Raw genomic sequence first — 14,684 nt, 5'->3', positions numbered from 1 at the left:
GACCGAGAGTTCGTTGATTCGATCAATCATCCTTGTTTTTCAATACCGGCATCAGCCGAGCGCGCAGACAGCGCATGGTTTGCCAGCAAATCAGCAAAGGAGACGCGTGGTTCGTTTCCGCTCTGCGCTTCTTCTGGGCACAGACAGAGTTCAAGAACTTCATTTAATGATTCAACCGAAATGATTTCCGCCTTGTCATAGTGCTTCAGCGTTTCCTGCATATTCTCCGCCGGAATAATCACACGCTTTGCGCCGGCTTCCACTGCCGCAGCAATTTTCGCCATCACACCGCCAATTGGTTTGACCTGCCCATGCAGACCGAGTTCGCCCGTCATCGCGATGTCTGGATGAACCTTGCGACGTAAAATTGCCGAACTGATCGCGACCGCCATGGAAATGCCTGCTGATGGACCATCGACAAGCGATCCTCCTGGAAAATTGACATGAATATGATATCTATATGCTCCGAAACCCATCCGATTCAGAACGGTCAGCACATTTTCCACCGACGCACGAGCCATACTTTTACGCGTAATGGTCCGCGATGAGGAGCCCATTGATTCTTCTTCCGCGATTCCGGTGATGGTCAGACTCCCTTCATGCCGACTTTTCACTGCCGAAGCCTCCACCTCAAGCAATATGCCAAGCCCGGGGCCGTAGACCGCTAGACCATTGACAAGACCTATTTCAGGACTGGTGGGTACTTTTCGATTTGGTTTCGGACTCAAACGACTCGAACGGACGACCCACTCGATTTCATCCAGACCGATAACAGATTTGCCCTCTCTGGATGAGGACACACCTGCTGCAATCTGCATGATATTTACAGCTTCACGGCCACTCTTTGCATAATCGGATATTTTCTCCAAACACTCTTCTGATACGCCAAGATCCAATTTCACTGCCGCTCGTTTTGCGATCTTCCGGATATCCGAGCGACTCAGTTCTGAGAAAAAGATTTCCAGGCATCGTGATCGAATAGCAGGCGGTATTTCTTCCGGACGCCGGGTCGTCGCACCGATTAATCGAAAATCAGCCGGTAATCCATTTTTGAAAATGTCATGTATATAAGCCGGAATTTGATGATTTTCTTCATTGTAGTACGCACTATCAAGAAATACTTTGCGGTCCTCCAACACTTTTAACAGTTTGTTCAATTGAATTGGATGCAGTTCGCCGATTTCATCGATGAATAGAACGCCACCATGCGCATGGGTGACAGCTCCCTCCTTTGGTTGAGGAATTCCCGCCTGCCCCATAGCTCCCGCACCTTGATAAATCGGATCATGAACAGAACCAATTAGAGGGTCCGCGATTCCTCGCTCATCAAATCGTGCCGTTGCTCCATCCAACTCGACAAAGGGTGCCGATGGTTTAAAAGGAGAATCCATATTCTTCTTTGCTTCTTCAAGAACAAGTCGCGCGGCCGCCGTCTTGCCGATCCCAGGTGGGCCATAAATGATGACATGCTGCGGATTCTTGCCGCACAACGCAGCACGCAAGGCAACGATCCCATCATGCTGACCGACCACATCCTCAAGCGTCTTAGGACGAATCCGTTCAGAGAGCGGTTCAGAAAGTGATTGATGCCGCATCCGATTTAGCGCATCCATTTCTTTCTTAGATTCCTTGTCTATGGATATTTTCTGCACATGTTGGTTGCGGAGTAAACTCCAAAAATAAAGCCCAATAATCGCACCAAATAATATCTGCGTAAAAATCAGCAATACCATCCAACTCATAAATTTCTGCCTCCCACTTCAGCTGCGCTTTAACGCCTGCTTGCCGTATCATCATACTTATAAGGCATTATTTCCAAGGCAGAAGCGAGTTAAACCGAAGGCGATGAGAAAAAATGAAGAAATAGTGATTCGTTCCTTATAGATACAAAAAGTGATTGCGACTTTGGATGATTTCGTTACGATTCTGGGGAAGAGAGCCCCGCAGAAGTATTGCCTATAATCAGAACCAGGCAAAAAGCGCCCGGTCCTTACTTCCGTAGGATGCGGTAACTTTCGCGTTGCTTGCAGAGGACGTACTTTCACAGGATGTGATGGCTTTCGCGTTGCATACAGGACGTATGCGTACTTAGCGAAAGATCCTTACATACGAAAGCTCCTTCACTTAGCGAAAGCTCCATTTCCCTTACATTTAGCGAAAGCTCCTCTTTATAGCGAAAGATCCTTACATACGAAAGCTCCTTTGCTCCAAATGCGGTTTTGAATCATCAACCTTGTCTTGAACAGACAGTTCCTTTTCATGAATCATTTTGGTCCTTGATTAAGTAACGCGGCCGGAATAAAATAAGCGGAGATTTTCTGGTTATATGCATCCTGGCGCTTGGTTCACAGGTACATAAGGGTAATTATTCCGCTTATGCACAGAAAAACCCTCCATTTTCACGTTTTTCGGTTCGATAAGCGGAATTTCTCCGTCTATTTAAGCAATTTTTTCATTAATTTTGTAATTAAGCGGAATTTTTCCGTTTATTTCTCAGATTGGGCGCTTACCTGATCGCCCAACTGAATCTTATGACCTTATCATCGTACCGGCAAGGCAAAACGCAATACTTTCTTCACTTGTTAGAAAACTTGGCTTTGCCAAGCCGCGGGCGCACCGCGAGCCTCCTCAGACAAGTAGGAATCTGCGGGATCTCTCCTCCACCTGATCCCACAGGCGCCTGCGCACCTCCGCCTTGATTCCCAGCCAAGACACTGGTTTATTGGTTTGATACAGGGCAGAATCATATACTTTCTTACCAGTGCGAAAAAGCGTTCCCTTCAACAAAAGTAAAGGGAACGCTTTTTATTTTAATTAGTTAAATCAGGCGCTTTCTTTCGGTGTTTCAACATTGGCCTCAGTTCCATCCGTTAAAATCAAGGTTGGCTGCGCTTTGCTGTCAACTGTCTCTTTAGTGATCACACATTTATCTATGTCATCACGAGATGGCAACTCATACATTACATCGAGCATCATGCCTTCAATAATGGAACGCAATCCGCGTGCACCTGTTTTGCGCTCAATTGCCAACTTGGCGATTGATTCAAGCGCGTCCTCGGTAAATTCCAAATCAACGTCATCAAGCTCAAGCAATTTTTTATATTGCTTTACAAGTGCATTCTTTGGCTTAGTCAAAATGTCGATGAGTGCACTCTCGTCAAGCTGCTTCAGGGTACTGATTACCGGAAGACGACCGATGAATTCCGGAATCAAGCCGAATTTCAATAAATCTTCCGGCAACACATTTTTCAATGCATCATCACGATGCATGTCCTGAGCCTTTGATCCCGCACCAAAGCCGATGACTTTCTTGCCAAGACGGCGTTTAATAATTTGTTCGATGCCATCGAAAGCACCGCCGCAAATAAACAAGATATTCGTTGTATCAATTTGAATAAATTCCTGATGCGGGTGCTTGCGGCCACCTTGAGGCGGCACACTGGCAACTGTTCCTTCAAGAATTTTCAACAAGGCTTGCTGTACGCCTTCACCGGAAACATCACGCGTGATTGACGGGTTTTCGGATTTGCGAGCAATTTTATCAATTTCGTCAATGTAGATAATGCCTTTTTCAGCCTTTTCCACATCATAGTCCGCGGATTGAATTAATTTCAGCAGGATGTTTTCAACATCTTCACCTACATAGCCTGCTTCAGTCAGAGATGTCGCGTCGGCAATTGCAAAAGGGACATTCAAGATCCGCGCAAGTGTCTGTGCGAGCAGTGTCTTACCGCTACCGGTAGGCCCGATCATCATGATGTTGCTTTTGGAAAGCTCGACATCATCCGGCTTTTGCTTGCTGTTAATACGTTTGTAGTGATTATATACAGCCACAGACAAGCTCTTTTTCGCGTCATTTTGGCCGATTACATAATCTTCCAAGATGGAGCAAATTTCCTGCGGCTTCGGAATATCTTTGAATTCAACTTCTTCATCCGTGCCCAATTCTTCTTCCACAATTTCTGTGCATAATTCAATACATTCATCACAAATGTAGACACCCGGTCCGGCAACTAGCTTGCGCACCTGATCCTGGGTTTTACCACAAAAAGAGCATTTTAATTGCCCTTTTTCTTCATTAAATTTAAACATTCTTTCACCCCTATTCATGCTTTCCTTATCGAGTTTCAGACAAGAGCGAAACCTTGGCCAATTTTTACGAATCGGTCGATCTTCGTGTGATGCGAAAGCCGCATTTTAGTATCTTTCCCTTTTTCTCATAAATCGCGCTGCACCGAAAAGCATAATAAGCTGAAACAATTACCATTCGGGTCGTTATTCCTTATCTATTAAAGGATAAGCAACCGATACAGCAAAAATGATCACGATCATGGTAACTTTTCTCAAGCTGATGGAAGTGCCTAACAGCTCTGGCTTTCCTCAACCTCGCCAAGCTATCTATGTAGGCATTGTAACACAAAAAAATGCTTCCGATAAGCCATATGCCTTTTCGTATAAAATATGTATGGCAAAGAAAAATATTCCATTTTCTTTGCCTAAAATATAAAACAAATAATTGGCAGACAGTCTGTCCACCAACTATCTTTTATGTGTCAAATTATTTTTCTTCTGCTGCCTTTGGCTTACTGTTTTCAACAAGGAAATCAACTGCTTTGCGCAATTGAATGTCGCCCTTGAGCAGTTCTCCGTCACCCATTGCAGATTTGATCTGATCAACGCTGACTTTATACTGTTCAGCCATCTTCTTCAGTTCTTCTTCAACCTCTTCGTCAGAAGCTTCAATTGATTCCGCTTTGGCAATCGCTTCAAGCGTCAGATTCGCACGCACGCGTTTTTCAGCGTCATCCTTCATCTGTTCACGAAGCGCGTCTTTGTCGGTTCCGGAAAATGATGTATACATGTCCAGTGTCATGCCCTGAGCTTTAAGACGTTGTTCGAATTCCTTCAGAATATTGTCCTGCTCATTAGAAATCATTACTTCCGGAACATCAATTTCAGCATTGGCTGCCGCTTGCTGTACGGCACTGTCGCGTTTGCTGCTTGTCGCGTCCGCTTCTTTGTGTTCTTTCTGATGTTTCTTAAGTTTTTCCTTCAATTCAGCAAGCGTTTCAACGTCTTCGTCAACATCCTTCGCAAATTCATCATCGAGCTCAGGAAGCTGTTTTTGCTTGATTTCATGAATGGTTACTTTAAAAGTTGCTTCCTTGCCTTTTAATTCTTCAGCATGATAATCTTCTGGGAAAGTGACAACAACGTCTTTTTCTGCGCCTACTTTAACACCAACCAACTGATCTTCAAAGCCCGGAATAAATGAACCGGAGCCGATTTCCAGCGAATAGTTTTCTGCTTTTCCGCCTTCAAACTGCTTTCCGTCAACATAGCCGTCAAAATCGATGACTGCTGTATCGCCTTTCTCCACTTCACCGTCTTCCTTGACAACCAATTCTGCGTAACGTTCCTGCAGATGCTTGATTTCATGATCAACATCTTCATCGGTTACTTCAGTGCTTTTGTCTTCAATTTCAAGACCTTTGTAGTCGCCGAGCTTTACTTCAGGCTTTACAGTGACATCTGCCTTAAGCACCAATTTCTTCCCTTTGCCGATTTCGTCGACATCAACCTGAGGCTTGTCCACAGGTTCAATACCCGTTTGATCGATCGCTTCGGAATATGCGTTTGGAAGAACAAAATCAATTGCATCTTCATAAAGAGCTTCCACACCGAAACGTTGTTCAAAAAGAACACGCGGTACTCTGCCCTTGCGGAATCCCGGAACATTAACTTTCTTAACTACCTTTTTGAAGGCCTTGTCAAGTGCCTGATCAAAGCTAGCGGCGTCAATTTCAAAAGTCAGTGTGCCGACATTGCCTTCTTTTTTTTCCCATTTTGCTTCTACAGTCATTTATTCTTTACCTCCACCATCTATCTTCATGCTTTTTCAGCATATTGGCTTTCTGCCTGAATTGCGCACAAACATCCGCCATTTGTTATGCCGACTTGAGCGCGTCACATGTGACACCCCACAGCAAAGCAATGACAACCCAATCATTATAACATAAGAGTTTCCTGTGAAAAACTTATTTGTATCAAATTATCGACATTAGTACTCGTTTCGATACCTTTATAACCATATATCATGTTTTTCCACTTCTCGCAGCATGTTGTCGGCCAACTGATAATCCTCATCGTTGACGCCAAAGCGTTCAAGAACCTTGCTTGTTTCATGCTTCAAACTGCCGGACATCGCACGTATACAGAATAGCGCGGCCCATACTTTAGATGAGTGCGGGGCAATCGGCTTCGGATATACATTCATCGTAAACATCCGTTCCATTTCAACGGCCAAATCCGCTAAGGTCGGATTATCCGATTCAAGTTCCGACCGAATCTCTTCTTCTATCTGATCCGCAAATTTCTTATTCAGAAATTCGTCGCTTTCTATCTGAGCGTTATAAATTCGTCCGAATTTCCGCACGGCTATTTCCTTCGTGAGCTTGCCTTCCTTGATCGCACAAAGCAACATGGTCTTAATTTCCGAATGCTGACGTTCGTCCAACAGGAACCGTTTAATTTCAGGTAGATGGGACGTTCTCAGTTGATTGGCTAAATTATGTAGGAGCATCATCTGGTTTTTCGAATCCGCTTTTTCAAGTGCGAGCCAATCAACCATCTTGGAATCATCCCGCTCTTTATGTTCCCGCTGTAAAGGTTCCTCCATCAGATCATCTAAACCATCGTCACTCCATGACGGCTCATGAAGACGGATTTGGCAGAATTTCTTCATTTGTCGAAGAAAATCCTTGAGTTCGGGCGGAAGTCCCTTCTTTTTGCTCACCGTCATGATCTGATGAATCGCAGTAGTATAATCCTTACGCTCTATGAGGATGGTCAAATAAAGACGAAACACATCATAATAATAAGGAGTATCCTCTTCAAGCAACATAACGACCGCTTCCTCAGCCTCACCATATTCGCCAAGTTCAACGGAACAAACCGCCCATCCGTATAGTGCACGGATATCCCGCAAGTCTAACTCAAGCAATTTGCCGAATAGTTCACGAGCACTCCTATAATTTTTTTCTTCAACGAGCGACATCGCTTTGCTAAGCAGACGTCCTTCCAAATCAGGAATCAAGACCAGCTTATCGTTGTCGCGGATTCGTTTGTTTTTACTTTTCATCCTGCCCGTCCCGCTTCCATTACCTTTACTTTTAGAATATCAGTTTCCTCCCGGTTGCGCAATGAGCGGACAGGCAGTCAGTCACAGAATTTTAATCAAAGGAGAAAGCCCACGCTCCTTTGCGAAATACGGGAATACATTCTCCATTTTCTGTAATTCCATCAATGTCAAGTTCACCTGAACCAACCATGAAATCTTCATGAATTAAGCTGTCATTGACACCTGCCTTGTCCAGACCTGTTTCATCCAGATCATTGCCGCCTTCAATGCAAGTCGGGTATGCCTTTCCAAGCGCGAGATGACAAGAAGCATTTTCATCAAATAAAGTATTATAAAAAATGAGTCCCGATTCGGCTACAGGAGAGTGATGCGGCACGAGTGCCACTTCACCAAGGCGCCGGGACCCGGGATCTGAATCCAAAAGATGCTTCAGCGTTTCTTCGCCTTTTTCGGCTTTAAAATCCACAACTTCCCCATCCTTAAAAGTTAACGAGAAGTGATCAACAACACGACCATCTGCGTTTAGCGGCATTGTACTGGAAACCGTGCCATTTACGCCACGCTTATGAGGCAAGGTAAAGACTTCTTCGGTTGGGATATTTGCGTTAAAGGGAATCCCCGCTGTCGATGGTCCTGATCCGCCGCTCCAAATATGCCCTGCCGGCAGATCAATGGTCAGATTCGTTCCAGGCGCGCGGTAAATCAATTGTTTGAATTTCTTGCGGTTCATAAAATCGCTTGCTTTATGCATTGTCTCATTATGAACAGCCCATGCAGCGACCGGATCCTCATTTTCCTTGATTCTGCTGATACGCAGAATTTCTTTCATGAGCAGCTCCCGAGCTTTGTTTACCGGTTGATCGGGAAACACCTTGCTCGCCCATGCCTGTGTTGGGTAAGCGATGATCGACCATTGCGTCTCATCCTTCATAATACAAGCCATATATGGTTTCAATCCGTTACTCGTCGCTTTCATAAATGCGCCGACGCGCGCGCCGTCAATTTGATCGAGCAAATCCGGATTCGGTCCGTAAATATGCAGAACTGCATAATTATCTTTTACTGCTTCGTTCTGAGCGACAAATTTCCACTCCGGAATCTGCTTCAGCGCTTCGTCGGGCGCATAGAGCATACGGAGACGATCGGTTTCATCGTCTCCCCACCTCATGGTCACATCTTTTGCGCCTGCTTTGTAGGCTTCTTCAGCCACGAGATGGGCAAACGGTGCAGCTTCAATCGGACACGTGAGAAAAAGACCTTGTCCCGGTTGCAAATTAACTCCTGTTTTTATCGCTAATCGTGCAAATTTCTGTAATGATTCCTTAAATTGATCCATGTCATGACCTCCACATCTATTGTATTATTATAGCCGACTTGCCGTTCATGGAAAACATTAGGCGATCAAAAGTGCATGTTGTGTTATTTGTATTTTTCAGGAACATACATTCACATATAATTTCATTAGATTAAAAAAACTGTATCAAAAGGGAGGCTAACTTCCATGTACAAGCGCTTCGGAAATTTGCATGTGAAAATATGAAAATCTGCAAAACACATTTAGATGAGCAAACGTGTTAAGAGATAGGACGAATGATTCAGGATTCGGCGCGGACTGATGTATCCATTGATATCGTACGGTTCAGTAACTAAAAGAACCCGGCGTTTCCTCCAACCGGGTTCCGAACATGCTCATCGATTGTTGCGATCAATGTGACGCATGATTCGCAGATGCAACGGAACAATCAGCCAATAGGCAATAATAAAGATAACGAGTGAAACGATACTGTTCCATCCTTTACTCTTAAAATACCCACTCCATTGGATGCCCCAATGGATGAATAAAGAAATCGCTGTGAATAAAGTAACCATAAACCATTTGTTTCTCTCCGTTCTGAAATTCAAATAAATAGCCGCTAAAGAAGAGGGAATAAACGAAAAACCCATGAAATCGCCAAGGCCAGTGATACTCGGATTGCCGACATCATAGAAATCGAACACATTTCCGGTTATGGTGTCAAACATCCACGCGATGAATCCGAACACACCGTAAGTCAAATAGATTTCTCTCCACGTTAATTGCTTTTTTTTCATAAAAAGTGTAAACAAAAGGAGTAAAATCGATAGCGTGATTGGGAACCAAACGCCTTTAGAAGTTAAATCTAGATTTTTCACAATCGAATTCATTGTATTTTCTCCTTAAGATTGGGTCAATTTTTTTTTGCATGTTTCAGTGCTACCTATTACTATTTCCTCTGTTGGTCATTTCGATTCAATTAAAACTGATTTGTTATACTAAGAAGCAAAAATGGGGGGGATTCTATGTGCGGTCGATTTACCATCATTGCGCCATATGACTATATTGTTTACCGTTTCCGAGTTCAACACACTTCTGGAGAAGAACACTATGAGACAAGCTACAATGTTGCACCCGGTCAAAATATTCTCACCGTGATTAGAGGGGCCAATGGAAATCGTATGGGGTATCTTCGATGGGGGTTGATCCCATCTTGGGCGAAGGATGAAAAAATCGGCTATAAACTGATTAATGCTCGAGCTGAGAGCATCACGGAGAAGCCCAGCTTTCGTGATTCCTTCCGCAGGCGGCGTTGTGTAATCGTCGCTGATTCCTTCTATGAATGGAGCCACCACGTGCCGAAAGAAAAAATTCCGTATCGATTCATGATGAAATCAGGCGACCTGTTTGCGATGGCGGGTTTATGGGATTCATGGACAACGAAAGACCACCGTGTGATTTACAGCTGTACCATCATTACAACTGAAGCGAACGAGTTGATGAAACCAATTCATGATCGTATGCCGGTGATCTTGTCTAAAGAAGACGAGGCTGAATGGCTAGATCCTTTATCCGAAACACAAGCTCTTAAGCTCATGCTTCGCCCTTACGATTCAAATCAAATGCAAAGGTACGAAGTAAGCAAAGATGTCAATTCCACGCGCAACAACGCACCTTACCTGATTGAGAAACTGTAAGTTGCTATCTCTATAAATAGGCATCCGCTCAGACACGACAACCCAACTCTTCATATAATACAGTATCTCGTGATGAGGAGGTGTCTGCTCATGGGATGCGAAACTAGCGGATGGGGCAGTGGAAACGGCTTTGCGCTACTCATCGTTCTGTTCATCTTGCTTGTCATCATCGGTGCTGCATATTGCTACTGATCGTGTTCACCGTGCTTACCCCTACATGTTAGCCGCCTTTTATGGGCTTCCAATCGGACCTTTATTAAAAACGGTGAACGCCCACAAAGCAAAAAAATCCGCCACTCCCTTGAGGAGGCGGATTTTTCATCGTTGCGCTTTTTATAAAGATGCTTGGTAAATGGCAAAAGCATCCTCACGATCCAATTTTCTGAACTGACCGAACTCGCCGCGGGCCATTGCCCGATCAGCGAGAAGATTCAGCTTGCTGTCGTCAATTCCGTAGTCTGCAAGCCTGCTTGGAGCGCCAATACTCGTCCAAAATTGACGCAAGGCCTCAATACCCTCGAGCGCCACGTCACGATCGGATTTCGCTTCCGATTCAATATGAAAAACGCGTTCCGCCATTTGTTTGAAGCGATCAACATTCACATCTAGATTATACTTCATCCAATTTGGGAAGATTATTGCCAGTCCTCCACCATGTGGGATGTCATAAACCGCCGAAACGGCATGTTCCAAATTATGTGATGCCCAGTCACCATTGAATCCCATCGAGACCATGCCATTGAGCGCCATTGTGCCGCAATACAGAATAGTTTCGCGCAGATCATAATTATCAAGATCGCGGACAAGTTTCGGAGCAGCGTCGATGACGGTTTGCAAAATTGACTCGCAGAGACGATCCTGCAAAGGCGTGTGTTCTGTCGGATGAAAATAATGCTCAAAAACATGTGCCATCATGTCCACCATTCCGTAAATGGTCTGGTTTTTAGGCACGGAGAATGTGAAGGATGGGTCCAGAATGGAAAAGGCGGGATATGAATAAGGGCAGCTCCACCCATATTTTTCATGCGTCTCCCAGTTAGTAATTACGGAGTTCGGGTTCATTTCTGAGCCGGTAGCCGCAAGCGTCAGTACCGTGCCGAACGGGAGCGCATCCGAGACGGACTTCTTTCGCGTAATGAACAACCATGGATCTCCATCAAATTTTGCACCGACCGCGATTGCTTTGGTACAATCAATAACACTTCCGCCGCCAACAGCAAGCAGAAAATCAATTGCGTTGTCTTCGCAAAGAGCAATACCCTTTTTCACGGTTGACAATCGTGGATTGGGTTCCACACCCTGCAGCTCGTACACCTCTGCGTCAATCTCATTCAAGATGCGCTTCACTTGATCATAGAGACCTGAGCGTTTGATGCTTCCACCGCCATAGACGAGCAAAATACGTTTGCCGTATTTCGGAACTTCAATCTTTAATTTTTCCAGCTGGTTTTTTCCAAAAATCAGTTTCGTCGGATTATGAAAAACAAAGTTATCCATGAATCAATCGCCTCGTTTTCTAGATAAGTATACAGATTAACTCCTATTATAAACTTATCCATCACAAGATCCTATGCAGACCATCCTCCCTATTTAAATCCTCATTCATCGCGTCACATCAACTGAACCAATCATTGATTTTAAAAGTAAGCCTTTTCAAGACAATATCATCCGAAATATACTTAGTGGAAATTCATTACATTCTCATAGATACTCATCTGATTTTTGAATTTCACCTCATAATAGTGGATAATAACTTTATAGTTACGGAGTTAGTCAAAACATAAGATTAAGGATGTGTCTTTGATTGCCATTCTCTACATACCGGCTTTTCCAATTAGGGCTGGCGCTTTGTGTCGCCATTTTCACGATCTGTTTTGCAATACTCGCCACGTTAAGCTTTACACCGCTCTACTATTTTGATGTACAGCACTTGGCTATTCCCGAGCAATCAGGTATTAGCCTCTCACGCATCGTTGACAATTACAATTATACAATTCACTATTTATTGAACCCGCTTCCGCAAACGTTTGATCTTCCCTCACTCGCTTATTCAACTGCCGGACGTATTCATTTTCAGGATGTTAAGAGACTCTTCATTGCCGTTGACTTCATGTTTGTTGTGACCGGCGTCATCAGCATAATTGGAATCTGGAAACATGTGAAACTCCGCGACTTTCACTTTTTGAGAGCAGCCGCCATTGCCCTCACGTTTTTTACTGTCATTCCGCTCATCATGTTTGCCATTGATTTCAACGGCACGTTCATCTTGTTCCATGAACTGTTCTTCCGGAACAATTACTGGATTTTCGATCCGCATACGGACCCGATCATCACGATACTCCCTGAAGCATTCTTCCTGCATGCAGCCTTGTTCATTCTCGGAATCATCATCACAGGGATTATTGTAATGACTGCTATTTATCGAAAAAAATGCTGCAAAAAATAGCTTCACTTGATCCGTTCCGCAGATCAGGTGAAGCTATTTTTAGGTTCAACTATTCTTATATCGGTACTGTAGCAATTCATGCAACACCGCAATCTGTTCCAATATATTCTCGCCGATATTCGTCTCACGTACTTTTTTTCGTCTCAATTTGCGATCAACCAGCCGTCTTACCGAAAGCACATCGGTACCATTTAGAAGAACATCTTCCTTGGAAGTAAATCGTTGATGCGCAACGAGCTGCATCCCATACGAATTGTATAATAGTGTATAGCCGGCGATACCGGTTTTCGACTGATACGCCTTTGAAAATCCGCCATCGATCACAATCATCTTGCCGTTCGCTTTAATCGGATTTTCACCGTTCAATTCTTCAACAGGTGTGTGGCCGTTGATGATATGTCCATCTGTAGGATCAAGATCAAATTCTTTGAATAGTCGACAGCATGTCGACTCGTGTTCACGCAGTTTATAATAAGGATTTTTCCGTTCCACATGCGTTTCTTTTTCTTCAATGAAATAGCGTTCAAAGGTCGTCATATCCTTCTTTCCAAACAGCGATGAATTTTCTCCGGTCCATAAATACCAAACCATATCGGTAGCAAAATCATCTGTTTGTTGCGGATGCGCGCAGCTTGAGCGCAAATAGTTTTCAAAGACGTCCAATAAACATTTTCCTGAATAATCAGTTCCTTTGATCGTCATGTGCTTCATGCTTCCGTCCTCATTGAGCGGAATACACCCATGAATTAACAAGTTCCCATTATACTTCAGATAAAGGCTCCCTTTTCCAATCAGATAATTCATATGTCTGGCTAACTTTTCAGAGTGTTGAATAGAAAACATCAGTTTTTCCATCACTTGCGCTTCTTCTGCTAATAGCTCTTCCGGACGATCAGGGTTAATTGTCGCAAAACATGTATTTCTTAATCTATAGGTTTTGCCGCCTACAGAAAGGGTGAGACGTTCATAATTAATTTGATCAAGGAGCAGCCGATGTTCCATATGAAAATCTGGGCAACGTTTAATAATCGGCGCTTCCAATTTGAATTGAATCATGGAAATCGCCTGATGAATCTTCGTAATTTGCAGGCGTTCATTTTCGGAACTATGATCTTCGGCACTTATCTTCGGACGGAACGCGGGGTTATCGTCATAATATTTATCTGCAAGATTGAGAAGCGGGATCAAGTTGATACCATAAACATCCTCAATAATATCGAGGTTGTTGTAGCGTGCGCAAATACGGATAATATTCGCGAGACATACCTTTGATCCGGCATAGGCGCCAATCCAAAGCACATCGTGATTGCCCCATTGAATATCGACAGAATGATAGCTCATCAATGTATCCATAATTCGCTCCGGATGCGGCCCGCGGTCATAAATATCGCCAACAACATGAAGATGATCCACGACCAGCCTTTGAATCGTGTAGGCGAGACCGATGATAAGCTTACTCGCCTGACCAAGCGCGATGATACGATTGATAATTTTGGAGTAGTATTCTTTTTTGTTTGTAAACTCATCGGTTTTATATAAAAGCTCTTCAATAATGTAAACAAACTGTTCGGGAAGTGCCTTACGTACTTTTGACCGCGTATATTTTGATGAAGAAAACGCGGTCAGCTTAATCAAGCGACCAATCGTTGACACATACCAGCCGCTCAATTCTTTCTGGTCGAGTGATTTTTTCACTAATTGAAGCTTTTCCTCAGGATAATAAACTAAGGTAGCAAATTCATTCACATCCCGTGGTGAAAGCTCACCTTTAAACAGATCCTTTATTTTCTCTTTCACATTTCCTGATCCGTTCCGCAAGACATGCTGAAACGCGTAGTATTCCCCATGCAAATCGCTGACAAAATGTTCCGTGCCCTTTGGCAAATTCACGATTGCTTCCAAGTTAATAATTTCGGTCGCAACCTTCTCCTCACAGTCATATTTCTCAGCAAGCAAATCCAGATACTTAGTGTCCATCGGCATCCCCTTAACCCATGACTCGTTCATCACTATGGTTCTTGTAATCGATTGCATTATTAAACATTCTATTCATTAAGGAAGCGCTCATCACAGTTTCAGAAATGATAAATCAATAATTTAAGTATA

At 43.8% G+C, this 14,684-nt stretch carries 11 protein-coding genes; 3 read left to right on the top strand and 8 right to left on the bottom strand.

The features are described 5' to 3' along the window. Window positions 1–26 precede the first annotated feature (26 nt). The 6 genes from lonB to ABWW58_RS01560 form a co-directional block, all read right to left on the bottom strand. Window positions 27–1,742, bottom strand: coding sequence for an ATP-dependent protease LonB (lonB, locus tag ABWW58_RS01585; protein WP_353867525.1), 1,716 nt, complete (start codon window positions 1,740–1,742; stop codon window positions 27–29). 1,081 nt (window positions 1,743–2,823) lie between these two features. After that, window positions 2,824–4,092, bottom strand: coding sequence for an ATP-dependent protease ATP-binding subunit ClpX (gene clpX / locus ABWW58_RS01580; protein WP_353867524.1), 1,269 nt, complete (start codon window positions 4,090–4,092; stop codon window positions 2,824–2,826). 466 nt (window positions 4,093–4,558) lie between these two features. Beyond that, the gene (tig, locus tag ABWW58_RS01575; RefSeq protein ID WP_353867523.1) at window positions 4,559–5,863 is read right to left on the bottom strand and encodes a trigger factor; all 1,305 of its coding nucleotides are present in this window, start codon (window positions 5,861–5,863) and stop codon (window positions 4,559–4,561) included. A 219-nt stretch (window positions 5,864–6,082) separates the two neighbouring features. Then, the gene (locus ABWW58_RS01570; protein ID WP_353867522.1) at window positions 6,083–7,141 is read right to left on the bottom strand and encodes a tetratricopeptide repeat protein; all 1,059 of its coding nucleotides are present in this window, start codon (window positions 7,139–7,141) and stop codon (window positions 6,083–6,085) included. Window positions 7,142–7,232: 91 nt separating this feature from the next. Then, window positions 7,233–8,477 carry an aminopeptidase gene (locus tag ABWW58_RS01565; RefSeq protein ID WP_353867521.1) on the bottom strand — a complete coding sequence of 415 codons (1,245 nt, stop codon included), beginning with the start codon at window positions 8,475–8,477 and terminating at the stop codon, window positions 7,233–7,235. Window positions 8,478–8,830: 353 nt separating this feature from the next. Beyond that, the gene (locus tag ABWW58_RS01560; RefSeq protein WP_353867520.1) at window positions 8,831–9,325 is read right to left on the bottom strand and encodes a hypothetical protein; all 495 of its coding nucleotides are present in this window, start codon (window positions 9,323–9,325) and stop codon (window positions 8,831–8,833) included. Between the two features lie 135 nt (window positions 9,326–9,460). Here ABWW58_RS01560 and ABWW58_RS01555 point away from each other — a divergent pair, with 135 nt between their 5' ends. Next, window positions 9,461–10,132 (top strand): SOS response-associated peptidase, encoded by a 672-nt coding sequence (locus tag ABWW58_RS01555; RefSeq protein ID WP_353867519.1) that lies wholly within the window; start codon window positions 9,461–9,463, stop codon window positions 10,130–10,132. A gap of 90 nt (window positions 10,133–10,222) precedes the next feature. Beyond that, complete coding sequence (locus ABWW58_RS01550) at window positions 10,223–10,324, top strand: YjcZ family sporulation protein (RefSeq protein ID WP_353867518.1); 102 nt, start codon at window positions 10,223–10,225, stop codon at window positions 10,322–10,324. A 141-nt stretch (window positions 10,325–10,465) separates the two neighbouring features. Here ABWW58_RS01550 and ABWW58_RS01545 read toward each other — a convergent pair whose 3' ends face one another. Next, window positions 10,466–11,629 (bottom strand): iron-containing alcohol dehydrogenase, encoded by a 1,164-nt coding sequence (locus tag ABWW58_RS01545; RefSeq protein WP_353867517.1) that lies wholly within the window; start codon window positions 11,627–11,629, stop codon window positions 10,466–10,468. A 307-nt stretch (window positions 11,630–11,936) separates the two neighbouring features. On the opposite strand from ABWW58_RS01545, the gene ABWW58_RS01540 reads away from it, so the two are divergent. After that, window positions 11,937–12,578, top strand: a complete 642-nt coding sequence (locus ABWW58_RS01540; protein WP_353867516.1) for a TIGR01906 family membrane protein — start codon at window positions 11,937–11,939, stop codon at window positions 12,576–12,578. A gap of 45 nt (window positions 12,579–12,623) precedes the next feature. Here ABWW58_RS01540 and ABWW58_RS01535 read toward each other — a convergent pair whose 3' ends face one another. Beyond that, window positions 12,624–14,555 (bottom strand): fructose-1,6-bisphosphatase, encoded by a 1,932-nt coding sequence (locus tag ABWW58_RS01535; RefSeq protein ID WP_353867851.1) that lies wholly within the window; start codon window positions 14,553–14,555, stop codon window positions 12,624–12,626. Between the last annotated feature and the right edge of the window lie 129 nt (window positions 14,556–14,684).

The sequence above is a fragment of the Sporolactobacillus caesalpiniae genome (assembly GCF_040513385.1).
Lineage (GTDB): Bacteria > Bacillota > Bacilli > Bacillales > Sporolactobacillaceae > Sporolactobacillus.
Note: the sequence above shows the minus strand (reverse complement) of the source record. Positions and strands in the feature narration are given on the sequence as shown.